Origin of the sequence: Limnohabitans sp. MORI2, from assembly GCF_027925025.1 — a bacterium.
Taxonomy (GTDB): domain Bacteria; phylum Pseudomonadota; class Gammaproteobacteria; order Burkholderiales; family Burkholderiaceae_C; genus Limnohabitans.
Genome location: NZ_AP027058.1, coordinates 424,282 through 446,620 on the forward strand (window position 1 = coordinate 424,282; position 22,339 = coordinate 446,620).

The window sequence follows — 22,339 nt, forward strand, 5'->3', positions numbered from 1 at the left end:
AGAGATGACGTTCAACATCAACACTGCCAAAGTTGCTGTCCTTACCGGTGGCCTGTCTGCCGAACGCGATGTATCCATCATGTCGGGCACGGGCGTGCTTCAAGCCTTGCAAAGCAAAGGTGTGAACGCGCATGCGTTCGACCCTGCCCATCGCAGTTTGGACGAACTCAAGCGTGAAGGCTATACACACGCTTTCATCGCGCTGCATGGCCGCTACGGCGAAGACGGGGCGGTGCAGGGTGCATTGGAGTTGCTCGGTATTCCCTACACCGGTTCGGGCGTGATGGCTTCTGCGATGGCCATGGACAAGGTGATGACCAAGCGCGTGTGGAGTACGGTGGGTCTGTCAACCCCCGGTTATGTGTGGTTGTCACCCGAAGACCAAACGGCAGACAACATCCAAGCGATTCCTGCCAAGCTGGGTTTGCCGCTCATCGTTAAGCCACCACGCGAAGGCTCATCCATTGGCATGAGCAAGGTGACGCATGCTGACGAGATCCAAGCCGCTGCCAAGCTGGCCACCCAGTACGACCCAGATTTACTCGCAGAAGAATTCATCTCAGGCGAAGAGCTGACATGTCCGATCTTGGGCAATGGCCCCAATGCCCGCGCCTTGCCTGTGGTGCGCATTGCCGCACCCGATGGTGCTTATGACTACAACCACAAGTACTTCACCGACGATGTGAAGTACCACTGCCCAAGCGGTTTGCCTGAAGCCGAAGAGCAAGAGATTCAGCGTTTGGTGGTGGCTGCGTACCGCGCTTTGGGCTGCCGTGGCTGGGGCCGCGCAGACATCATGTTGCGTGCGTCAGACCGCAAACCGTTTTTGCTGGAGATGAACACATCGCCTGGTATGACCAGCCATTCTTTGGTGCCCATGTCTGCACGTGCAGCAGGCATCAGCTACGAAGATTTGTGCTTGATGTTGCTCGAGAGCGCCACGCTTGATCACCCCGGAGGTCCGAAAGCCGTATGACCTCGCGCTATACCCACATGCGACCCCGTCCAGAGGTGAATGCCTCAGTGCCGGTGCCGCTCGACGTCAAGCTCATGCACATGGCGGCTTCGCTCATGTTCGTGGGCTTGGTCGTGGGCGTGTTGGTCGGTGGTGTGTGGTCTTTGGTTCAGTTACCTGCATTTGCGTTGAAGGGCATCACCGTCAAGGGCGATGTGGAGCACAACAACGAAGTGACTTTGCGTGCCAATGTGGTGACCAAGTTCACGGGTAACTTCTTCACGGCCGATTTGGGTCGTGTGCGCAGTGCGTTTGAGAGTGTGCCTTGGGTGCGCATGGCTTCCGTGCAACGTGAGTTTCCCAACCGTTTGCGTGTCACCTTGCAAGAGCACAAACCAGTGGCTTATTGGGGTGACGACGGCGACCAACGCATGGTCAACAGTTTTGGTGAAGTGTTTGAAGCCAATGTGGGCGATTTGGATGACGACAAGATGCCACGTTTGAGTGGGCCAGATAGTCAGTCGCAGCAAGTGTTGACCATGTATTTAGCCTTAGAGCCTGCATTTCACGCGTTGAGTTTGCCGCTCAACAGCTTGGTGCTGACTGAGCGCGGCAGCTGGCGTGCCAAGTTGGCGCACGGTGCGGTCATCGAGTTGGGAAGAGGCAACGTCGGGGATGTGATGGCCAGGGTGCAACGCGTGTCACAAACCTTGGCACAAGTGACGCAAAAGTTAGGACGAAAAGTGACGGCGATTGAGTCAGCCGATTTGCGACATGACAACGGGTATGCGCTTCGTTTGCGAGGGGTGAGCACGCAGGACGTGCCCTCCAAGCGCTGACAAGCACAACAAGAGAAGACGAGAAAGAACGAGGCTGTTATGGCAAAAGAAAACAAAGATTTGGTGGTCGGCTTAGACATTGGCACAGCCAAGGTCATGGTGGTCGTGGCCGAAGTCATGCCCGATGGTGAGCTCAAACTCGCAGGCCTTGGTGTGGCGCCAAGCAATGGTTTGAAACGTGGTGTGGTGGTCAACATTGATGCCACGGTGCAAAGCATTCAGCAAGCGTTGAAAGAAGCCGAGTTCATGGCTGACTGCAAGATCACACATGTCTATACCGGCATTACCGGTAGTCATATCCGTGGCTTCAACTCCACAGGCATGGTGGCAGTCAAAGACAAAGAAGTCACAGCCGCAGATGTGGCCCGTGTGGTGGAGACCGCGAAGGCCATCAATATTTCTACCGATCAGCGCTTGCTGTTGGTTGAACCACAAGAGTTTGTGATTGACGGGCAAGATGTGAAGCAACCCATTGGTATGAGCGGCATTCGCTTGGAGTCAAAGGTACACATCGTGACCGGCGCACAAAGTGCGGCAGAAAACATCATCAAGTGTGTACGTCGTTGCGGCTTGGATGTGGATCGCTTGATGCTCAATCCTTTGGCGTCGAGCATGTCGGTGTTGACCGATGATGAACGCGAACTTGGCGTCGCTTTGGTGGACATTGGTGCAGGCACCACGGATGTGGCGATCTTCACCAATGGCGCGATTCGTCACACGGCGGTGATTCCAATTGCGGGCGACTTGATCACCAGCGACATCGCGATGGCTTTGCGCACGCCGACCAAAGATGCGGAAGAAATCAAAATTGAGTCAGGCTATGCCAAGCAATTATTGGCCGACCCAGATATTCAAGTGGAAGTGCCGGGTCTGGGTGACCGCACGCCACGCATGTTGAGTCGTCAAGCGTTGGCGGGCGTGATTGAGCCACGCGTGGAAGAAATCTTCTCGCTCGTGCAGCAAGTCATTCGTGATTCAGGTTACGAAGAGGTGTTGTCCTCAGGCATCGTTCTCACGGGCGGTAGTGCCGTGATGCCAGGCATGGTGGAGCTGGGTGAAGATATTTTCTTGAAACCCGTTCGTCGTGGCGTACCTCATTACAACGGCGTGTTGGCCGATATGGTGGCTCAGCCTCGTGCATCTACCGTGATGGGCTTACTGGCTGAGGCTGGCGTAGACCGTCAACGCGGTTTCAAAGTTTCACAAAAGAGTGGCTCCGTCAATTCCTTGATGGACAGCCTCAAAAACTGGTTTGTGGGGAACTTCTAACCATGATTCCACACACCTTGCTTTACCTCGCACGCGGCAGCCCGCCGCAACGACCGCACAGATATCGACGATGTCGATTCTGTGCTGCCACCGCGCCACCCTCATAGAAGGAGCGCGATGAACCAAAAAGCAAAAACACAAACACTTAGGCAACTGCAAATTTTTAGATTAGGAGAAACATCATGAGCATCGAAATGATCGAAGTGGAAGCATTCAACTCAGGCACCCAAATTAAAGTCATTGGCGTGGGTGGCGGCGGCGGTAACGCTGTGGAACACATGATCAGCTCTGGCGTTCAAGGCGTGGAGTTCGTTTGCGCGAACACCGACGCACAAGCCCTGCGCGTGAGCAATGCGCACAAAGTGATTCAACTGGGTTCGACAGGTCTGGGCGCTGGCAGCAAGCCAGAGCGCGGCCGTGAAGCAGCAGAGGCCGCGATTGATGACATCCGTTTGGCGCTGGAAGGCACCAATATGTTGTTCGTGACGGCCGGTATGGGTGGCGGCACAGGTACAGGTGCTGCACCTGTGGTGGCACGTGTGGCACGTGAGATGGGTATCTTGACCGTGGGCGTGGTGACCAAGCCTTTCGAATTTGAAGGCAGCCGTCGCATGAACAACGCTGAGACCGGTTTGGCCGAACTGGAAGCCAACGTCGACTCACTGATCGTGGTGTTGAACGAAAAGCTGATGGATGTGTTGGGCGAAGACGCCAGCCAAGACGAAGCCTTCGCATTTGCCAACGACGTGTTGAAAAACTCGGTCGGCGGTATTGCTGAGATCATCAACGTCGAAGCTTTGGTGAACGTCGACTTTGAAGACGTGCGCACCGTGATGAGCGAAACCGGCAAAGCCATGATGGGTACGGCTGTGGCCAATGGCCCAGACCGTGCACGCATTGCTGCCGAACAAGCTGTGGCTTGCCCATTGCTCGAGGGCGTGGACATGTCAGGTGCCAAGGGCGTGTTGGTGTTGATTACCGCTGCCAAGGGTGGCTTGAAGTTGTCAGAGTCGCGCGAAGCCATGAACACCATCCGCAAGTTTGCTTCGCAAGATGCGCATGTAATTTACGGTACGGCTTACGACGAAAGCTTGGGTGACCAAATTCGCGTCACCGTAGTGGCTACAGGCTTGGCAGGTGGTCGTCGTGCTGCACCTCAGTTGCAAGTGTTGCGCACAGGTACAGACGGTGTGGGCTTCCCCACTACACAAGCGCCTAACGCTTCACCCGCTGGCGTGTTGGCTGCTGCATCCACAGGTTTGGCTGGTTTGGCTGCTGGTTTTGGTGTGGGCGCAAGCACTGCACAACCGAACTACGATGCCATGACATCTCCTGCTGTGTTCCGTAACAACCGTACATCGGCTGCGGCCAAAGTGGATGCTTTGTCTTCTGGTGGTATGGACGATTACGAAATCCCAGCCTTCTTGCGCAAGCAAGCTGACTGATGATTCACTAAAATCCATCTGTGCTTAAACAAAGAACCCTTCAATCCCTGACCAAAGCCGTTGGCGTCGGTCTTCACAGCGGTCAACGCGTGGAACTGACCCTAAGGCCTGCGCAACCCGACACGGGCATCGTGTTCCGTCGGGTGGATTTGCCGCAGCCTGTCGATATCCCCATCACCGCCACGGCGGTGACGGATACGCGTTTGGCTTCGACTATTTCCAATGGCGGTGCGAAGGTGTTCACTGTTGAGCATTTGATGTCGGCTTGTGCAGGTTTAGGCATTGACAACCTTTACATCGACATCACGGCAGAAGAAGTGCCCATCTTGGATGGCTCGGCTTCGTCGTTTGTGTTCTTGCTGCAAAGCGCGGGCATCGTGGAGCAAAACGCACCCAAACGTTTCATTCGCCTATTGAAAACAGTGGAAGTTCGTGAAGGCGAGGGAGCCAATGTGAAGTGGGCGCGTCTAGACCCACATCATGGCTACAAGCTCAGCTTTGAAATTGATTTCCGTCATCCAGCAGTCGACTCCACAGGGCAGAGCGTGGTTTTTGACATGGATACGGATGTTTATACCCGAGACATTGCGCGTGCCCGCACCTTTGGTTTCACACGCGATGTGGAAATGATGCGTGCCAATGGCCTCGCACTGGGCGGCGGTTTGGACAACGCCATCGTGATGGATGACTACAAGGTCTTGAACAGCGATGGTTTGCGCTATGACGACGAGTTTGTGAAACACAAGATTCTCGACGCCATGGGCGATTTGTATTTGATCGGTAAACCCTTGCTGGCTTCGTATGTCGCCTTCCGCTCAGGGCATGCGATGAATAACCTGCTGTTGCGTGAGTTGCTGAGTCAGCCTGACGCTTACGAAGTGGTTACTTTTGAAGATGCCCGCAAAGCACCGCCAGGTTTGGCTCAACTTGCGCCTGCGTGGTAAATAACTAGCTATGCATTGAAGTCTGTGAGGTGGTGAAGTCATGATGTTTCATATCCCCACAGCGTTCTTCATCATTGGCCTGCTTTATCTTTTCTTGCCGATCATTGTTTGGTTAGTACTCAAACATCAGGCTTCTCACACCGTGTCGTTGTGGTGTCTGGGTGGCGGCGTGTTGGCCGTTGGCCTGTTGTTTATTTCACAACGCCAATTTTTACCTTTGTGGGTAACTTACACCGTGGCCAATGTGTTTGCTTGGTCCGGTATTCTGATGCAAGCCACTGCTTTACGTCATGCTCTCAAAAAACAGTGGCACGTCAAATGGCTTGCCCTGATCGTCGTTTTATGGGCGATCGTTTTTGATTATTTCAGAGTGGTGCTGCAAAGTCAGGATTATCGTTTTGCATGGTCCATGACACTTTACGTGATGGTGTTCCTGTACATCGCATATTTAGCATGGCAAATTTCTACAGAGCAAGATCTGCGAAGTGGTCGTTGGTTGGCTGTTGTGTATGTTGTGGCCGCAATTGCACTGATTCTGCGCATTGGTCGAGTGATGTTGGATATGACTGAACCCGATGTCGTCGCCGATGGTGTCGATAGCATCCTGACGGTGGTCAGCGGACTTTTGATCTCAGTCATTGGCAGTTTTACCTTTGTCAGTATGTTCTTAGAGCGTTCCGCAAAGCGGGATTTGATTGATGTCGAAAACAGAGCAAGGCAGCAAGAGAGTGCGCGACTGGCAGACCAAATTGCGCAGCTCGAACGCCAGCGCACATTGGGCGCCATGTCGTATGCGTTTGCGCACGAATTGAGTCAACCACTGACTGCCCTCTTGATGGACACGCAATCTATCAAAACCAGTTTGCAATCCCCGGTGTTGAACTTGGAAGATGTCACAGACTCAATTCACGAGATTGAGAAAAGCGCGAATCGCACGGTCGCATTGATTGAGGGGATTCGTAACTTCATACGACCCACGAAAGGCATGCATGAGTTGGTGGACCTGAAGTTATTGGTTCATGACGTACAACTTCTGCTGGCACACGATATACGCAAGCAAAACGTGACGTTTCAATGGGACTTTGATGCCGCAGAATGTTTGGTACGCGGAGATAAAGTACAGCTGTCACAAATCGTGCTGAATGTGTACCGCAATGCAGTTCAGGCCATGGCTTATTCAGATGTGCGCACGATCCATGTGGCATTGGAGCGAGAAGAACATCATGTGGTGCTACGTGTGCATGACAGCGGCCCCGGATTGAATGAAGACAAACGTGACCAACTCGGGCAGCCCTTTGTCACCACCAAGGCAGAAGGCTTGGGTGTAGGGTTGTCAATTTCCACCACCATCGCCGAAATGCACGGCGGCAGTTTCAGTATCACCAATGCAGTGGGCGGCGGCGCGTTGGTTGAGCTGAATTTGCCTGCTGCATAAAGCCACGGCAGCTAACGTTAGCGACTGCGCCCTTTTTTATACATCCCGCTGGTGCTGCGCTGCAACTCGGTGGCAGCGGCCAACTTGGCCATCGAATGGCCTGCATGCGCATGGGTGATGGCAATGCCCAAGGCATCTGCCGCATCAGGCCCAGGCAAACCTGGAAGGTTGAGCATGCGTTTGACCATCTCTTGCACTTGCTCTTTCTTGGCCAGGCCATGACCGGCCACAGCTTGCTTCATTTGCAAGGCGGTGTATTCGGCCACGGGCAAGTTGCAGGTGGCCAAAGCGGTGATGCACGCACCGCGAGCTTGGCCCAGCAGCAAAGTGGCTTGTGGGTTGACGTTGACAAACACAATTTCCACCGCCGAGGTGTCGGGTTGGTAACGCTCGGCCACTTCGTGAATGCCGTCAAACAGCACCTTCAAACGCTCTGCCAAATTGCCTTGTTCTTGCTTGTTGGTTTTGATGGTCCCACTGGCCACGTAAAGCAATTGGCTACCGTGTTTTTCCACCACGCCAAAGCCAGTGGTACGCAAGCCGGGGTCAATGCCAAGAATGCGCATCAGGGCAGCTGCGCACTGCCCATGCGCATCAAGATAATTTCGGTACGACCTGAGAGGTACTCAGACTGTGGGAATTTTTGGTAGTGCTTGGGTCGAGGCAGCATGACCGCCAATCTGCCGGCCTCCCAAGGCGTGAGTTGTGACGCAGGCTTTTGAAAGTAGTGTTGTGCAGCCGCTTCTGCGCCAAAAATGCCTTCACCCCATTCCACATGGTTGAGATAAATCTCGAGGATGCGTTGTTTACCGAGCAAGCCTTCGAGCATCAAGGTCAGCACAAACTCTTGGCCTTTGCGGATGAAGGTGCGTTCGCCTGATAAAAACAAATTCTTTGCCAGTTGCTGCGTGATGGTAGAGCCGCCCACCACTTTGGGGATTGCTTTGCCTTGCGCTTTTTTACTGGCTTGCAGCTCGGCTTTGGCGTTCTTGGCCCAAGCCTTTTCAATTGCATCCCATTGCACGCCATCGTGTTGCGCAAAGATGTCGTCTTCAGACGCAATCACAGCGCGTTTGAGATTATTAGAAATTTGGGCATAGGGCACCCAGTCTTGGCGCCAACGCAAACGGTCTTTGGTGTTGACGATGCGCCAAGCTTCTGAGCGTTCAAAGGCCGTGGACTCTGGAGCTACGCGTGCCATCACGGCGATGCGTGCCAAGAAGAAGACTTGCAACCCCATCCATGCCACACCGACTAGCAGCAACCAGCGAAACCAGGGGCGAAAGCGTGTCGTATTCATGGTGTGGCGTGTCAGTGGACGGCTTCACCGCCTTTGGTTTGCAACACATTGTCTCGGCTGAAGATGAAACGTGACACCACAGCCAATTGGTCAGCTTGTTTGCGCATCTCTTCTGTGAACTCGCCAAATGGGCCAGCCGCAGTGGCAATGGCTTGTGCGCGACGGTCAAGGTCTGCTAGTCCTGAGCTTTGCACCACTTCGGTTGCAAGTACTCGGCCATCGGTATTGACTGTGATGATCATGGTCAGCTCGCCGTAGAGTTTTTGTCCGCTGCTGGTGGCGGGAAAGTATCGCGTGCCGCGGTCTTCAATTTTGCGACGCAAAGTATCGTAATAGAGCGCGTAGGCCACTTGTTTGGTGGCAGGACTCACGTAATGTTTACGGGGACGTGCGTTGTCTTGGTTGATGCGTTGCTCAATCTCGGCCAAGAGCTTGAGCAGCTGGCGGCGCTTTTGTTCGACAGCTTCTTGTTCGGCTTTCGACTTTTGCGGTTGAGGGGGTGGCAGTTGCGCGAGTAGGTTTTTCACTTGCGCTAGCAACAACGACTGTTCTTTACGCATGGCCGCCACTTGGCGTTGCATCGATTCGGCCATATCGCCCACAGACGTTGTGGCAGCGGTGGGTAGTGGTGATGCGGCGCGGCCGCTCTTGAGCTCGCCGCCGCCTGCCAATTGCGTTTGCGCCAAGGCCTGAGCTTTGTCTGGCGCATCGGCCTTAGCTCGTGTGTTGACCAAAATCACGTCCAGCGGTGCATCGCTGAACAAGCGGTCAAAGCGCTCAGGGTCTGCAATGCGCAGTGTGAGCAACGCGCCGTGAATGGCAAATGAAATGAACAAGGCCTTTTGCAGCCGAGTCCAGTTGTGCCATGACCAACGCGTCAGTTTCATGCCGCGTTTCCTTCTGTGGCTGGCGCTTCGTTCACATCCATGGCCAAAGCAATGGGGCCGGCGGCGCTGTCGTCCTCGTCGTCACTCATGTCGGCTTCTTCGGTGCTGGCGGGCGCATCGACCTCCAGCACGTGCAGCAGTTGGCCGCTGATGTCGAGGCTGATGTCGTCAATCTCACTCAAGCGCAGTTGCACATGGGCACCGCGTGGCAAATCGCCACCACCGAAGACGGGCAACACCAAAGGCAAGTCATCAGCGCGTGCCATCGGAGGCTGGCCAGGGAAGGCTTTGAAGATGGTGGCGCTGAGTTCGGTGATGTTGTTTTGTTTCAGGTACTGCAGTGTCCAAAAACGTTCCATGCCGTTTTGGTAGGCGTTGTACGCGCCATAAGCGCCATCGAAGGCTGAGATGATGGCAAAGAGTTCTGCATCTTTGGGTTTGAAGGGCGCGGCCAGTGCAGCGGTGCTGCCGTGTTTGGCACACGCCATGATTTGCCATTGGTTGACGAGGTCGGTGTAGCGGCGCAACGGTGAGGTGCTCCACGCATAGCTCGGCACACCAATGCCCGCATGGGGCAACGCCTTGGTGCCCATACGGACTTTGACGCCTGGCAGCAAGCTGGCTTGGCTACGGTAAATGCCGGGTACACCCAGCTCAGCCATCCATTGCCCCCAGGTGCTGTTGGCCAAGATCATGGCTTCAGCCACCATCAAATCCAAAGGAGCACCGCGCTGGCGGATGCTGATGTGTACTTGTTCTTGGCCTGTGGGCTCACGGCCCTCGTTGCCGACCAAGCGGAAGTTGTAGTCGGGGCGGTTAAAGGTTTCAGGCTTGCCGCGCACCACTTCGCGTTGGGCTTTGAGGTGTTTGGCCAAGCGGAATAAAAATGCCAGTTGAGCGCGGGGCATGGCAGGTTCAGTCACATCAGCGGCATGCGTGAATGTGTCGTCGTTCAACCAAGCGTCGGTGACGATGGCATCCAGTTGGTCGTGGCGTAAGTTGGCCGCAATGGGGACACGCTCCACGCGTGTCTCGGTGTGTTGCAACGCCAGTGTGGCCTCGTCAAATGTGGCGTACAACGACACGGCGGGGCAATCGCGACCTTCTTGCAAGGTGTAGGTTTGCACCACATCGTCGGGCAGCATGGTGATTTTGTAGCCCGGCATGTAGACGGTGGACAAACGCTGGCGACCGAGTTGGTCAATGGCATCGCCCGGTTTCAAAGCGAGTGCAGGTGCAGCGATGTGAACACCCAGTGTGACCGTGCCAGTGCCCAAGCCTTGCACCGACAAGGCGTCGTCAATCTCGGTGGTTTGTGAGTCGTCGATCGAGTAGGCCTGCACATTGGCCAGTGGCAATTCGTCCGCAATGGCCGGTGCTTGCAAAGTGGGAAAGCCCGTGCCCTTTGGAAAGTTGTCAAACAAAAAGCGTTGCCAATGGAACTGGTAGGCCGAGGTGATGGCGCCTGCTTTTTGCAGCAGTGCGAGCGGCGCAGTTTGGGTGGCGCGCGCGGCTTCGACCACGGCTTTGTATTCAGGCGCATTCTTGTCGGGCTTGAACAAGATTTTGTAGAGTTGCGTGCGGATGGGTTCAGGGCATGTACCTTGGCCTAACTCAGTCGCCCAACTCTCAATTTGCGCTTGGATTTGTTTTTTCTTTTCGATCGCGGCAAGCGCTTGGGCAATCACCTCGGCAGAGGCTTTTTTGAACCGCCCTTTGCCTGCGCGACGAAAGTAATGCGGTGCGTCGTACAAACGAAACAGCGCCGCAGTTTGTTCGGTGAGTGTGGCTTGCGCACTGAAGTATTCGCGGGCGAGATCGGCAAAGCCAAACTCGTCTTCGGGGGCGAACTCCCAGGCCAGATCGAGCTCGATGGATGGGCTCAAGGCTTGCGCATCGCGCATGAGGTCGGCAGGCGAGGGCTTCTCAAACTTGAGCAACAAATTAGCGGCCTTGACCTTGACCCGTTTGCCGGATTCCAGCTCAATTTGGGCCGAACTTTCAGCTTCAGAAAGGATGCGGCCCGTCTGGAATTTTCCAGCTTCTTCAAACAATGCGTACATGGGACACATTGTCCCACGCTCGACCTAGGGTGCAGGCTGCAAATTGAGAAATTCCAGCAGCTGCGGCAGGTGTTGTGGGAAGTCGCTGATGGCGTGGTCTCCCCCTTCTAAAACCACTTGTGGTGACGCTGGGTAACGCGCTGTCATTTCGCGCCAGTCCAACACTTCATCGCCCTTGGCGATGAGGGCCCAGACGCGTTCGGGATGTGACAGTGGGCCGACTTTCATGGCACGTAATTCTTCGACAAATTCAGGTGCAAAGTAAAAGCGTTCATTTGGATCGTGCCAAGCGGTTTGTTCGCCAATGTACTTAGCCAAATCGCGGGCAGGGTCAATGGCTGGGTTGAGCAACACTGCTTTGCATCCCTTGTGGGCGGCTAGCCAAGTAGCGTAAAACCCGCCCAGCGATGAGCCGATGACGGCCGTGCTTTGCGCAGGCCAATGGGTTGTGCCTTTTTCAATCAAGGCTGCCGCCGCTTGCGGGGAGGGCGGCAGTTGCGGGCACCACCAGGTGATATGCGGAAACTGTTGCGCCATGAGGGCTGCGACTTGTCTTGCTTTGGTGGATTGGGGCGACGAGCGAAACCCATGCAAATACAGCACATGGGTGGTGGGTAACGAAGGGCTGGGCAAGGTCATGGCACATGCTAGCAGTGCCTGGCGGGCCAATGTCTCAACAGGGGATAATCTCAGGCATGCCCACCGTCATTCACAAACCCAGCCCGTTTCAACGTTTGATGCCTTTGCTCAAAGGCTTTGATGGTCCGCTGGCGTTTGGTATTTTTTTGCTGGCTTGTGCAGGCATGCTCACCATGTATTCGTCCGGCTTTGCCAACGGTGCGCGCTTCTTTGACCACGGTCGCAATATGTTGATCGCGGGCTTCATCATGTTTGTGGTGGCGCAGATTCCACCGCAACGTCTGATGGCGTTTGCCGTACCGCTTTACACCGTGGGCGTGGCGCTGTTGGTGGCGGTGGCTTTGTTTGGCTTGACCAAAAAAGGCGCACGTCGTTGGTTGAATATTGGTGTGGTGATTCAGCCCAGTGAAATCATGAAAATTGCCATGCCACTGATGCTGGCTTGGTGGTTCCAAAAGCGTGAAGGCCAGTTGCGACCTCTGGACTTTTTGGTGGCTGGTTTGCTGCTAATGGTGCCCGTGGGATTGATTGTTCGACAGCCAGATTTGGGGACCGCTATTTTGGTGCTGTCTGCAGGCATGGCCGTGATTTTCTTTGCTGGCTTGAGCTGGTGGCTCATTGTGCCGCCCATCATCCTTGGGGTGATTGGTGTGGGCTTGGTGGTGGTGTTTGAGCCGACGCTGTGCGCCGATGGCTTTCGCTGGCCTATTCTTCACGACTACCAACAACAACGCATTTGCACCTTGCTCGATCCAACGCGAGACCCACTGGGCAAAGGCTTTCACATCATCCAAGGCATGATCGCTATTGGCTCGGGCGGTTTTTGGGGTAAGGGCTTTATGCAAGGCACGCAAACCCATTTGGACTTCATCCCCGAGCGCACCACCGACTTCGTGTTTGCTGCTTACAGCGAAGAGTTTGGCTTTGTAGGCGATGTGATGCTGATTTTTGGCTTCATCTTTCTCATCATGCGTGGCTTGGCCATTGCAGTGGAAGGCCCCACCTTGTTTGCCCGTTTGCTGGCGGGCAGTGTGACCTTGAGCTTCTTCATTTACGCCTTCGTGAACATGGGCATGGTCAGCGGCATGTTGCCAGTGGTGGGTGTGCCGTTGCCATTCATTAGTTACGGTGGGACAGCCATGGTGACACTCGGTTTGGGCCTAGGGATATTGATGTCGGTCGCCAAGGCCAAACAGTTGGTGCAGTCATAATTCGCGCATGATTTCACGCGAACCTACCCTTGAGCGATTGGCTGTTGCCCGTCAACTGTTGTTAGAGCCTTTTGGTTTAGACGAAACTGATCTGGCCCATACCTTGGCCGAAATCAAGGCGCACAAGGTTGACGAAGCCGATTTGTATTTTCAATACACCCGTGCCGAGGGTTGGAGCCTGGAAGAGGGTATTGTCAAAACCGGTTCATTCAGCATTGACCAAGGCGTGGGCGTGCGTGCCGTGAGTGGTGAAAAAACCGCCTTCGCTTATTCCGACGATATCTCCAAAGCCTCTTTGCTTGACGCTGCACGCACCGTACGCTCGATTGGTGCAGCTGCCAAAGGCGGGCGTGTCAAAGTGCCTGCGCGCAAAGTTGCTTCGAGCCGTTCGTTGTATGGCGATTTAGATCCCATCGGTTCGCTCAATAGCACCGAAAAAGTCGAGCTACTCGGCCGTGTGGAACACATGGCCCGCGCCAAAGACCCTCGCATCATCCAAGTCATGGCGGGTTTGGCCAGCGAATACGACGTGGTGATGGTGGTGCGTGCCGATGGCACCTTGGCTGCCGATGTGCGCCCGCTGGTGCGCTTGAGCGTGACCGTGATTGCTGAACAAAACGGTCGCCGTGAAATGGGGTCTGCTGGCGGCGGTGGCCGCTTCGGCTTGGACCATTTTGATGACGCCTTGGTGCAAGGCTATGTCGATGAAGCTGTGCAATGCGCACTCACCAACCTGGATGCACGCCCCGCACCTGCGGGTGAAATGAGTGTGGTGTTGGGCCCAGGCTGGCCCGGCATTTTGTTGCACGAAGCGATTGGCCACGGTTTGGAGGGAGACTTCAACCGCAAAGGCTCTAGCGCATTCAGTGGTCGCATTGGCCAACGTGTGGCAGCCAAAGGCGTGACCGTGTTGGATGACGGCACGATCCCTGATCGTCGCGGTTCACTCAATGTGGACGACGAAGGCAACCCCAGTCAACGCAATGTGTTGATTGAAGATGGCATTTTGAAGGGCTATATCCAAGACGGTATGAATGCCCGCTTGATGGGCGTCAAGCCCACAGGCAATGGCCGCCGCGAAAGCTATGCTCATGTGCCCATGCCGCGCATGACCAACACCTACATGTTGGGCGGTGACAAATCGCCAGAAGAAATTGTGTCGAGCCTGAAAAAAGGTTTGTACGCCGTGAACTTCGGTGGCGGCCAAGTGGACATCACCTCGGGCAAATTTGTGTTCTCAGCCTCTCAAGCGTTTTGGGTAGAAAACGGCAAGATCCAATACCCCGTCAAGGGCGCTACCCTAGTGGGCAACGGGCCTGACGCATTGACCCGCGTGAGCTTGATTGGCAACGACATGCAACTCGACCCCGGTGTGGGCACCTGCGGCAAAGAAGGCCAGAGTGTGCCGGTGGGGGTGGGGCAGCCTACTTTGCGTATTGATGGTTTGACAGTCGGTGGCACAGCCTAAAGGCTGTGGGTGGAACCGCGTAAACCCTAGCAACTTGTCAGCAAACTGCCAGAATCTCTGTGCTACATTCCAATCCATGACTTCAGCACGTTTTTACTTTGCTTACTTTTTTATCTCACGCCCCCACGGCGGTCGAGAGATCTGAACGTAGCCCAACGATCTGAACTCCAAGCCAACCGCCGGACCTCCCGGCGGTTTTTTTTTGCCGAATTTGAATTTTGAAACTTGAGGACGAGACCATGAAAACGAACACCCCTTATCCAAGCCACGTTGAACACACCAGTCAAACCGACGATCAACGTATCAAGGACATCACCGTGCTACCTCCTCCCGAACATTTGATTCGCTTCTTCCCCATTCAAGGCTCGCCTGTTGAGAAGCTGATTACAAAGACACGCAAAACCATCCACAACATCATGCACGGCAGCGATGACCGCCTGTTGGTGGTGATTGGTCCATGCTCGATCCATGACCCCGCTGCTGCGATTGACTACGCACGTCGCTTGCAACCGTTGCGCGAAAGGTACGCCGACACCTTAGAAATCGTGATGCGCGTGTACTTCGAAAAACCACGCACGACCGTGGGCTGGAAGGGTTTGATTAACGACCCGTACTTGGACGAGAGCTACCGCATTGACGAAGGTTTGCGCATCGCACGTCAGCTGTTGATTGAAATCAACCGCCTTGGTTTGCCCGCAGGCAGTGAATTTTTGGATGCCATTAGTCCGCAATACATTGGCGACTTGATTTCGTGGGGCGCGATTGGTGCGCGCACGACCGAGAGCCAAGTGCACCGCGAATTGGCTTCTGGTATTTCTGCGCCCATCGGCTTCAAGAACGGTACTGATGGCAACATCAAAATCGCCACCGATGCGATTCAAGCGGCTGCTGGCGCTCACCACTTTTTGTCGGTTCACAAAAACGGCCAAGTCGCGATCGTGCAAACCAAGGGCAACAAAGACTGCCACGTCATCTTGCGCGGCGGCAAAACACCTAACTACGACGCAGCCAGCGTGACCGCTGCTTGTGAAGAGTTGGGTAAAGCCAAACTGCCTGCTTCATTGATGGTGGATTGCAGCCACGCGAACAGCAGTAAGCAACACGAGCGTCAGTTGGTAGTGGCCAAAGACATTGCCGAGCAAATCAGCGGTGGTTCACATCAAATTTTTGGTGTGATGATTGAAAGCCACATTCACGGTGGTGCTCAAAAGTTCACGCCCGGTAAAGATGATGTATCCAAGCTGGAATACGGCAAGAGCATCACCGATGCGTGCTTGGGTTGGGACGACTCGGTCGCTTCGCTGGATGTGTTGTCTCACGCTGTGGCGGCGCGTCGTAAGCGCGGGTAATTGCGTTTTGCTTTCCTTGCGCTGGGGTTTAGATTCCTAGCGCAAGGTTGAGCTTCTTTGATCCAGTACGCCGAGAGCGCGGTGTCTGACTTGGCTTAGCGTCCCTTTGGGCCGTGATGGCGCCAAATCAGACACCGCGCTCTCGGCGTTTTGTGGTTCGGAAGATTTCGCGCGAACAGATAGGCGTTGATGTTGGCGTTGGTGTCGCCGAACTGCGTAGCAGGAGCAAGTCCCAAAACGTTTCGATTGCACACGCTCAGCATGCAGAGTGGTCAGCGCCTGATACGGCGCCATCACGGCCCGTAGGGACGTTAAGCCGTGTCAGGTGCTGGCCGCTCTGTGTGCGTACGAGAGAAACAAGTAGCAACACACACACGAAGCAAGCGATAGAAGAAGAGAAGTTAAGCAGCCAGAGCCGTCAACAACTTAGCGTGAATCCCACCAAAGCCACCATTGCTCATACACAGCACATGGTCCCCCGCCTGCGCAGCCGCCACGACTTGCGCAATGACTTCATCCACAGTCGCACCTACGCATGCACGTGCACCCATGGGTGACAAAGCGTCAACAGCATCCCAGTCCAAACCACCTGAGTGACAAAACGCGAGGTTGGCGTCTTCCAAACTCCAAGGCAATTGCGACTTCATCGTGCCCAGTTTCATCGTGTTGCTGCGTGGCTCAAACACCGCCAAGATGCGCGCGTTCGGACCCACTTTGCGGCGCAGGCCATCGACCGTGGTGCGAATGGCGGTGGGGTGATGTGCGAAGTCGTCGTACACCGTGATGTCTCCGCCAGCACGATGTACCGTGCCGCGCACTTCCATGCGTCGGCGCACGTTCTGAAATTCACTGAGCGACGCCGCGGCTTGTGCGGGCGACACCCCCAAGTGCTCCGCAGCGGCAATCGCCGCTAATGCGTTGAGTTGGTTGTGCACGCCGGTGATGTCCCATTGCACGCGGCCCACCTCTGTGCCGTGATGCAACACTGTAAAGTTGTCAGGCTCACCTTGAACAGACCAACCTTCTTGGCCCGTTGCGTTGGCATTCACGCCAAACTTGGCCACGCCGCTCCAGTAGCCTTGGTCTAGCACGCGTTGCAAGCTGTCTTCGTCCGCATTGACCACCACTCGGCCACTGCCTGGCACAGTGCGCACCAAGTGGTGGAATTGGCGTTCGATGGCAGCGAGGTTGTCAAAGATGTCGGCGTGGTCGAACTCCAAGTTGTTCAAGATGGCCGTGCGTGGGTGGTAATGCACGAACTTGCTGCGCTTGTCGAAGAAGGCGGTGTCGTACTCATCGGCTTCAATGACGAATGGCGTGCGTTTGTGTGCGGCCACATCGGCTGGACTGCTCAAACGACCTAAGCGGGCAGACACCCCAAAGTTCATGGGTACACCGCCGACCAAGAAGCCGGGCTCTAAGCCTGCGGCTTGAAGAATCCAAGCGAGCATGGAGGTGGTGGTGGTTTTGCCATGTGTGCCAGCTACAGCCAGGACGTGGCGAGGTTGGCTAGGGTGGTGCAGCACATGTTCCGCCAGCCATTGGGGGCCGCTGGTGTAAGTGGCGCCGCTTTCCAAAATGGCTTCCATCAGCGGGAATTTGGGGCTGCCGTCTGCCAAGCGCGCGCGAGAGACAACGTTGCCAATCACGTACACATCGGGTTTCAAAGCCATTTGGTCTGCGCCAAAGCCTTCAATGAGTTCAATGCCCAAGGCCCGTAGCTGGTCGCTCATCGGCGGGTAGACGCCCGCATCGCAACCTGTGACCTTATGACCCGCTTCACGCGCCAATGCAGCCAGTCCACCCATGAACGTGCCGCAAATTCCCAAAATATGTATGTGCATCCATGCATTTTAGGAGGGTGTTTCGGCTGCGCTTGAGCGGGCAGGTCTCGGTGGCCTCACAATCGCAACCCTATGAATACGGTTCAAGAAGAAATTGCAGCCACTGCGGCGCGGATGGTGGTGGAAGAGGGGTTGGAATACGGCCCTGCCAAACGCCGCGCGGTCAAACAGCTGGGTTTGAATGCCCGTGCCCAGCTGCCCAACAACGACCAAGTGGAAGACGCAGTGCGTGAATACTTGGACTTATTCTGTGCCGATACCCAGCCCGCTGAACTGCAGGCTTTACGCGAACTGGCGGCAGTGTGGATGGATCGCATGGCGGCTTTCAGGCCGCATTTGACGGGAGCCGTTTGGCGAGGGACGGCCACGCGTTTGTCCGATATTTATCTACAGTTGTTTTGTGATGACCCCAAATCAGCCGAAATTAGCCTCATCGATCACAATGTGCGTTACGACGTCAGTACTGTCCAGGGCTTTCAAGGAGATGCCGTGGATGCCTTGAGTGTCTTGAGCGCTTGCCCAGGTTTGTCGCAAAAAGTACTGGTGCATTTGATGATTTATGACTTAGATGACTTGCGTGGCGCGTTGAAGCCAGACGGGCAAGGGCGAACCTACCGGGGTGATTTGGCGGCATTAAATCGATTGATGAAGGAAGTTGAATGACGTTCTATGCAAACAGACGTACAGCCATGTACGCAGGTGTGGCAGCACTGGCTGCCCTTGCCGGGGCGGGGGTGGCATGGAAGCGTCAAGCGCTCGGGTCAATTGCGCCTGAAGCGCTCAATGCTTTTTGGGCGGCAGAGTTCGATACGCCGACTGGAGAGCCCTTGTTGATGAAGACCTTGCAAGGTCGCCCTTTGGTGATCAACTTTTGGGCCACCTGGTGTACGCCTTGTATTGAGGAAATGCCTTTAATTGATGCTTTTTTTCGTGAAAATGAATCTAAAGGCTGGCAAGTGCTTGGCTTGGCCATTGACCAACCGAGCCGTGTGCGTCAGTTTTTGACGCAATTTCCCGTGAGTTACAAGATTGGTCTGGCGGGTATGAACGGCACAGAACTCGGCAAGATGTTGGGAAATGACGTCGGAGGGCTGCCATTTACTGTTGTTTTAAATGCAGATGGGCAGTTGATTTTGCGGAAATTGGGCAAATTGACAGCAGATGATGTCAAAAAATGGACTGTTTAACTGGTTTGGAGAGGTGAAAATCTTGAAATTGGTGTAAATTAGCACATTATTTACAACAAATAGGATGTAGTTATGGATTTGCGAAAACTCAAGACGTTGATTGACCTGGTCTCCGACTCCAATGTGTCTGAACTCGAAATCACTGAGGCAGAAGGCACGGTCCGTATCGTTAAGAGTGCACCAGCCCCAGTGGCGATGGTGACGCAAATGGCTGCACCTGCGCCTGTCGCGGTGGCCGCACCTGTGGCTGCTGCACCTGCGCCCGCTGCTGCGGCTCCTGTAGCCGAGGCAGCACCCACGGGGCATACGGTTAAATCTCCAATGGTTGGCACGTTCTACCGTGCTTCTAGCCCCGGCGCCAAGGCATTTGCCGAAGTGGGACAACAAGTCAAAGAAGGCGACACCATCTGCATCATTGAAGCCATGAAGATCTTGAATGAGATCGAGGCTGACAAGGCGGGCACCATCACCAAAATCTTGGCTGAAAACGGCCAAGCTGTGGAATACGGCGCACCCCTGTTCATCATTGAATAACAGGCGGACGTTCCATGTTTAAAAAAATCCTGATCGCCAACCGTGGCGAAATCGCGCTGCGCATTCAACGCGCTTGTCGCGAGTTGGGTGTCAAAGCGGTGATGGTGTATTCCGAAGCCGACCGAGATGCCAAGTACGTCAAATTGGCTGACGAAGCGGTGTGTATTGGCCCAGCCCCTTCTGCCGCAAGCTACCTCAACATGCCCGCCATCATTGCGGCTGCTGAAGTGACAGACGCTGAAGCCATTCACCCCGGCTACGGTTTCTTGAGCGAGAACGCAGATTTTGCGGAACGCGTTGAAAAGAGTGGTTTCCAATTCATTGGACCGACCGCTGAATCCATTCGCATCATGGGCGACAAGGTATCGGCCAAGCAAGCCATGATCAAAGCAGGTGTGCCTTGCGTGCCCGGCTCCGAAGGTGAGTTGCCTGACGATCCCGCAGTGATCAAACGTGTGGCGAAGAGTGTGGGTTATCCAGTGATCATCAAGGCCGCTGGCGGTGGTGGTGGTCGCGGCATGCGTGTGGTGCACACCGAAGCTGCGCTGATCAACGCCGTGCAAATGACCAAAGCAGAAGCTGGTACAGCGTTTGGCAATCCCGCGGTGTACATGGAAAAGTTCCTTCAAAACCCGCGTCACATCGAAATCCAAGTCTTGGCTGACAAGCACAAGAATGCGGTGTACTTGGGCGAGCGCGATTGCTCCATGCAACGTCGTCACCAAAAAGTGATTGAGGAAGCGCCAGCGCCAGGTATTCCTCGCAAACTGATCGATAAGATTGGCGAGCGCTGTGCCAACGCATGTAAAAAGATTGGTTACCGCGGTGCGGGGACGTTCGAATTCTTGTATGAGAACGGTGAGTTCTATTTCATTGAGATGAACACCCGCGTGCAGGTGGAGCACCCTGTGACGGAATACATCACTGGCGTGGACATCGTGAAAACACAAATCATGGTGGCGGCTGGTTTGAAGTTGCCTTTTGCACAGCGTGACATTCAAGTGCGCGGCCACTCGATTGAGTGCCGTATCAACGCAGAAGACCCCTTCAAGTTCATCCCATCGCCTGGTCGCATCACCATGTGGCACGCTCCTGGTGGCCCTGGCGTGCGTGTGGATTCACACATCTACACCAACTACTATGTGCCGCCAAATTACGACTCGATGATCGGCAAGATCATTGTGCATGGCGACACCCGTGACGAAGCCTTGGCACGCATGCGCACGGCCTTGGCTGAGACTTTGGTCGAAGGTATCAACACCAACATCCCGCTGCATCGCGAGTTGATGGTGGATGCCAAGTTCATGGCCGGTGGCACCAACATCCATTACTTGGAAGAGTGGCTCGCCGCTCACAAGCGCTGATGTTTGAGTTGCGATTGATGTGCCCCGAAGACAGCGTCGAAGCTGTCTGCGAGGCACTGGATGCACTCGACGCTTTGAGTGTGTCCGTCGAAGACGCTGATGCCCAAACCGATGCCGAGCAGGCGCTGTTTGGCGAGCCCGGCATGCCACCACCCAAAGAGGGGTGGAAGCGTTCGCGCATCGTGGCCTTGTTTGCTCAACAGGCGCAGGCTCAAGATGCATCGCGTTTACTGGCTTTGCAAGATTTCTTTACTGATAGCCAAGTCTTGGGTATTCAAGCAGTGGCTGATCAGGACTGGGTGCGTTTGACGCAGTCGCAGTTTGCGCCTGTGGATATCACGCCAGAGTTTTGGATTGTGCCGACATGGCATGAGCCCCCCGCGCAGGCAAAGAAAGTCATTCGTTTAGATCCGGGTTTGGCTTTCGGAACAGGCACACATCCCACCACGCGCATGTGTTTGCGCTGGATTGCCACGCATGATGTGGCCAATCAACGTGTGCTCGATTACGGTTGCGGCTCTGGCATTTTGGCGATTGGTGCAGCCTTGCATGGCGCAAGCACGATTGATGCGGTTGACATTGATGATGCGGCCGTCACTGCCACGGAACTCAACGCCGATGCGAATAACGTGCGCTTGAATGCAGGCTTGCCTGAAAAAGCCACGGGCCACTACCAAACCGTGTTGGCTAACATCTTGGCGACGCCACTCAAAGTGTTGGCACCCCTGCTGCGCAGTCATGTGGCGGCAGGTGGCAACTTGGTGTTAGCGGGTATCCTTGAGCGACAAGCCCAAGAGCTCAAAGACGCCTATGCGCCGTATTGCACTTTGCAAGTGAGCGACTCTGAAGACGGCTGGATTTTGATGACCGCCCATTGCTGATGCAAATTACCCACTGCCCCCAATGCGAGACCGCTTTCAAGGTGTCGCCCCAACAGCTAGAGCTGGCCAAAGGGTGGGTGCGGTGCGGTCGCTGTGCGCATGTGTTTGAGGCGGCGTTGTATTTTGAAACGCCGCCTGAGGTTCCAGTACCGCCTTTGGCGAGCGCGGATGCGCCGTCTTTGTTCCGCTCTGTCATAGCACCTGCTGTCGCGAAAGATCAGGTCACTACATTCCCAGCGAAAACTGAGGCCCAAGACGATGCAAATGCAAAGCTGCCCATGCCGTGGGTAGTTGGTTCAACCTTGTTGGCGTTGCTGTTGTGCATGCAGTTCTTGGTGGTTCAGCGTCACTGGCTAGCAGCGGAAGAGCCAGCCTTACGACCCGTTCTTGCCACCTTATGCGCATGCCAAGTGACATGGCCTCGTGAGCCTGAAGCGGTGTTGATTGAAAGTAGTAGCTTCACAGAGAACCCGCAGGGTGGCTACACCGTTCAGCTGCGTTTGAAAAATACCCAGCATCATCCAGTGGCAATGCCTGCTTTGGAACTGAGCTTGACGGACTTGCAAGATCAAGTACTGGTGCGACGCGTGTTCACAGCAGAAGAGCTTTCTGGCAAAGACCATGTGCAGGCCCTGCGTGATGTGCGTTCGACTTTGAATTTTGATTTAGACGAGAAGGTGAGCAAGCGCATCACTGGTTTTCGCGCCATTGTTTTTTATCCTTAA

Annotated in this window: 21 protein-coding genes; 15 read left to right on the forward strand and 6 right to left on the reverse strand. The window is 55.0% G+C overall.

The genetic code is table 11. From position 1 onward, the window contains the following. Positions 1 to 4: 4 nt before the first annotated feature. The 6 genes from QMG27_RS02170 (at position 5) to QMG27_RS02195 (ending at position 6,887) form a co-directional block, all read left to right on the forward strand. Positions 5 to 976: a D-alanine--D-alanine ligase gene (locus QMG27_RS02170; RefSeq protein WP_281812705.1), complete on the forward strand. Its 972-nt coding sequence runs from the start codon at positions 5 to 7 to the stop codon at positions 974 to 976. Further along, positions 973 to 1,794 (forward strand): cell division protein FtsQ/DivIB, encoded by an 822-nt coding sequence (locus QMG27_RS02175; protein ID WP_348773622.1) that lies wholly within the window; start codon positions 973 to 975, stop codon positions 1,792 to 1,794. The genes QMG27_RS02170 and QMG27_RS02175 overlap by 4 nt, the downstream gene beginning before the upstream one ends. 39 nt (positions 1,795 to 1,833) lie before the next feature. Further along, positions 1,834 to 3,063 (forward strand): cell division protein FtsA, encoded by a 1,230-nt coding sequence (ftsA, locus tag QMG27_RS02180; protein ID WP_281812707.1) that lies wholly within the window; start codon positions 1,834 to 1,836, stop codon positions 3,061 to 3,063. 182 nt (positions 3,064 to 3,245) lie between these two features. Then, positions 3,246 to 4,508: a cell division protein FtsZ gene (gene ftsZ / locus QMG27_RS02185; RefSeq protein ID WP_281812709.1), complete on the forward strand. Its 1,263-nt coding sequence runs from the start codon at positions 3,246 to 3,248 to the stop codon at positions 4,506 to 4,508. A 20-nt stretch (positions 4,509 to 4,528) separates the two neighbouring features. Further along, the gene (lpxC, locus tag QMG27_RS02190) at positions 4,529 to 5,452 is read left to right on the forward strand and encodes a UDP-3-O-acyl-N-acetylglucosamine deacetylase (RefSeq protein ID WP_281812711.1); all 924 of its coding nucleotides are present in this window, start codon (positions 4,529 to 4,531) and stop codon (positions 5,450 to 5,452) included. 43 nt (positions 5,453 to 5,495) lie between these two features. After that, on the forward strand, positions 5,496 to 6,887 hold the full coding sequence (locus tag QMG27_RS02195) for an ATP-binding protein (RefSeq protein WP_281812713.1): 1,392 nt from the start codon (positions 5,496 to 5,498) through the stop codon (positions 6,885 to 6,887). 17 nt (positions 6,888 to 6,904) lie between these two features. On the opposite strand, the gene ruvC is transcribed toward QMG27_RS02195, so the two are convergent. The 5 genes from ruvC to QMG27_RS02220 are packed head-to-tail and all read right to left on the reverse strand — an operon-like array spanning position 6,905 to position 11,776. Further along, a complete protein-coding gene (gene ruvC, locus QMG27_RS02200) occupies positions 6,905 to 7,453 on the reverse strand; it encodes a crossover junction endodeoxyribonuclease RuvC (protein WP_281812715.1) in 549 nt (182 codons plus the stop codon). Next, positions 7,453 to 8,187 (reverse strand): monofunctional biosynthetic peptidoglycan transglycosylase, encoded by a 735-nt coding sequence (mtgA, locus tag QMG27_RS02205; protein WP_281812717.1) that lies wholly within the window; start codon positions 8,185 to 8,187, stop codon positions 7,453 to 7,455. Before mtgA ends, ruvC begins: the two co-directional genes overlap by 1 nt. Positions 8,188 to 8,198: 11 nt before the next feature. Further along, positions 8,199 to 9,074 carry a TonB family protein gene (locus tag QMG27_RS02210; RefSeq protein ID WP_281812719.1) on the reverse strand — a complete coding sequence of 292 codons (876 nt, stop codon included), beginning with the start codon at positions 9,072 to 9,074 and terminating at the stop codon, positions 8,199 to 8,201. Beyond that, complete coding sequence (locus QMG27_RS02215) at positions 9,071 to 11,137, reverse strand: RNB domain-containing ribonuclease (RefSeq protein WP_281812721.1); 2,067 nt, start codon at positions 11,135 to 11,137, stop codon at positions 9,071 to 9,073. Before QMG27_RS02215 ends, QMG27_RS02210 begins: the two co-directional genes overlap by 4 nt. A gap of 24 nt (positions 11,138 to 11,161) precedes the next feature. Continuing rightward, positions 11,162 to 11,776 carry a YqiA/YcfP family alpha/beta fold hydrolase gene (locus QMG27_RS02220; RefSeq protein WP_281812723.1) on the reverse strand — a complete coding sequence of 205 codons (615 nt, stop codon included), beginning with the start codon at positions 11,774 to 11,776 and terminating at the stop codon, positions 11,162 to 11,164. Positions 11,777 to 11,832: 56 nt separating this feature from the next. Here QMG27_RS02220 and rodA point away from each other — a divergent pair, with 56 nt between their 5' ends. The 3 genes from rodA to QMG27_RS02235 all read left to right on the forward strand — a co-directional run bounded on the left by rodA (position 11,833) and on the right by QMG27_RS02235 (position 15,804). Next, the gene (gene rodA, locus QMG27_RS02225; RefSeq protein ID WP_281812725.1) at positions 11,833 to 12,987 is read left to right on the forward strand and encodes a rod shape-determining protein RodA; all 1,155 of its coding nucleotides are present in this window, start codon (positions 11,833 to 11,835) and stop codon (positions 12,985 to 12,987) included. Positions 12,988 to 12,994: 7 nt separating this feature from the next. After that, positions 12,995 to 14,455 (forward strand): metalloprotease TldD, encoded by a 1,461-nt coding sequence (tldD, locus tag QMG27_RS02230; protein WP_281812727.1) that lies wholly within the window; start codon positions 12,995 to 12,997, stop codon positions 14,453 to 14,455. A gap of 239 nt (positions 14,456 to 14,694) precedes the next feature. Beyond that, positions 14,695 to 15,804, forward strand: a complete 1,110-nt coding sequence (locus QMG27_RS02235) for a 3-deoxy-7-phosphoheptulonate synthase (RefSeq protein WP_281812729.1) — start codon at positions 14,695 to 14,697, stop codon at positions 15,802 to 15,804. Positions 15,805 to 16,205: 401 nt separating this feature from the next. Here the strand turns inward: QMG27_RS02235 and mpl are convergent, their stop codons facing one another. Continuing rightward, a complete protein-coding gene (gene mpl, locus QMG27_RS02240; protein WP_281812731.1) occupies positions 16,206 to 17,648 on the reverse strand; it encodes a UDP-N-acetylmuramate:L-alanyl-gamma-D-glutamyl-meso-diaminopimelate ligase in 1,443 nt (480 codons plus the stop codon). A gap of 72 nt (positions 17,649 to 17,720) precedes the next feature. Here mpl and QMG27_RS02245 point away from each other — a divergent pair, with 72 nt between their 5' ends. From QMG27_RS02245 to QMG27_RS02270, 6 genes are all read left to right on the forward strand, one after another. Continuing rightward, positions 17,721 to 18,311: a hypothetical protein gene (locus tag QMG27_RS02245; protein ID WP_281812733.1), complete on the forward strand. Its 591-nt coding sequence runs from the start codon at positions 17,721 to 17,723 to the stop codon at positions 18,309 to 18,311. Continuing rightward, complete coding sequence (locus QMG27_RS02250) at positions 18,308 to 18,835, forward strand: TlpA disulfide reductase family protein (protein ID WP_281812735.1); 528 nt, start codon at positions 18,308 to 18,310, stop codon at positions 18,833 to 18,835. The genes QMG27_RS02245 and QMG27_RS02250 overlap by 4 nt, the downstream gene beginning before the upstream one ends. A gap of 72 nt (positions 18,836 to 18,907) precedes the next feature. After that, positions 18,908 to 19,369 (forward strand): acetyl-CoA carboxylase biotin carboxyl carrier protein, encoded by a 462-nt coding sequence (gene accB / locus QMG27_RS02255; protein WP_281812737.1) that lies wholly within the window; start codon positions 18,908 to 18,910, stop codon positions 19,367 to 19,369. A gap of 14 nt (positions 19,370 to 19,383) precedes the next feature. Next, positions 19,384 to 20,733, forward strand: a complete 1,350-nt coding sequence (accC, locus tag QMG27_RS02260) for an acetyl-CoA carboxylase biotin carboxylase subunit (RefSeq protein ID WP_281812739.1) — start codon at positions 19,384 to 19,386, stop codon at positions 20,731 to 20,733. Beyond that, positions 20,733 to 21,614 (forward strand): 50S ribosomal protein L11 methyltransferase, encoded by an 882-nt coding sequence (gene prmA, locus QMG27_RS02265; protein WP_281812741.1) that lies wholly within the window; start codon positions 20,733 to 20,735, stop codon positions 21,612 to 21,614. The genes accC and prmA overlap by 1 nt, the downstream gene beginning before the upstream one ends. Continuing rightward, the gene (locus tag QMG27_RS02270; RefSeq protein ID WP_281812743.1) at positions 21,614 to 22,339 is read left to right on the forward strand and encodes a zinc-ribbon and DUF3426 domain-containing protein; all 726 of its coding nucleotides are present in this window, start codon (positions 21,614 to 21,616) and stop codon (positions 22,337 to 22,339) included. Before prmA ends, QMG27_RS02270 begins: the two co-directional genes overlap by 1 nt.

Coding starts and splice junctions, on each gene's coding strand:
- QMG27_RS02170 (WP_281812705.1), top strand. CDS start 5: ATGACGTTCAACATCAACACTGCCAAAGTTGCTGTCCTTACCGGTGGC.
- QMG27_RS02175 (WP_348773622.1), top strand. CDS start 973: ATGACCTCGCGCTATACCCACATGCGACCCCGTCCAGAGGTGAATGCC.
- ftsA (WP_281812707.1), top strand. CDS start 1,834: ATGGCAAAAGAAAACAAAGATTTGGTGGTCGGCTTAGACATTGGCACA.
- ftsZ (WP_281812709.1), top strand. CDS start 3,246: ATGAGCATCGAAATGATCGAAGTGGAAGCATTCAACTCAGGCACCCAA.
- QMG27_RS02195 (WP_281812713.1), top strand. CDS start 5,496: ATGTTTCATATCCCCACAGCGTTCTTCATCATTGGCCTGCTTTATCTT.
- ruvC (WP_281812715.1), bottom strand. CDS start 7,453: ATGCGCATTCTTGGCATTGACCCCGGCTTGCGTACCACTGGCTTTGGC.
- mtgA (WP_281812717.1), bottom strand. CDS start 8,187: ATGAATACGACACGCTTTCGCCCCTGGTTTCGCTGGTTGCTGCTAGTC.
- QMG27_RS02210 (WP_281812719.1), bottom strand. CDS start 9,074: ATGAAACTGACGCGTTGGTCATGGCACAACTGGACTCGGCTGCAAAAG.
- QMG27_RS02215 (WP_281812721.1), bottom strand. CDS start 11,137: ATGTACGCATTGTTTGAAGAAGCTGGAAAATTCCAGACGGGCCGCATC.
- QMG27_RS02220 (WP_281812723.1), bottom strand. CDS start 11,776: ATGACCTTGCCCAGCCCTTCGTTACCCACCACCCATGTGCTGTATTTG.
- rodA (WP_281812725.1), top strand. CDS start 11,833: ATGCCCACCGTCATTCACAAACCCAGCCCGTTTCAACGTTTGATGCCT.
- tldD (WP_281812727.1), top strand. CDS start 12,995: ATGATTTCACGCGAACCTACCCTTGAGCGATTGGCTGTTGCCCGTCAA.
- QMG27_RS02235 (WP_281812729.1), top strand. CDS start 14,695: ATGAAAACGAACACCCCTTATCCAAGCCACGTTGAACACACCAGTCAA.
- mpl (WP_281812731.1), bottom strand. CDS start 17,648: ATGCACATACATATTTTGGGAATTTGCGGCACGTTCATGGGTGGACTG.
- QMG27_RS02245 (WP_281812733.1), top strand. CDS start 17,721: ATGAATACGGTTCAAGAAGAAATTGCAGCCACTGCGGCGCGGATGGTG.
- QMG27_RS02250 (WP_281812735.1), top strand. CDS start 18,308: ATGACGTTCTATGCAAACAGACGTACAGCCATGTACGCAGGTGTGGCA.
- accB (WP_281812737.1), top strand. CDS start 18,908: ATGGATTTGCGAAAACTCAAGACGTTGATTGACCTGGTCTCCGACTCC.
- accC (WP_281812739.1), top strand. CDS start 19,384: ATGTTTAAAAAAATCCTGATCGCCAACCGTGGCGAAATCGCGCTGCGC.
- prmA (WP_281812741.1), top strand. CDS start 20,733: ATGTTTGAGTTGCGATTGATGTGCCCCGAAGACAGCGTCGAAGCTGTC.
- QMG27_RS02270 (WP_281812743.1), top strand. CDS start 21,614: ATGCAAATTACCCACTGCCCCCAATGCGAGACCGCTTTCAAGGTGTCG.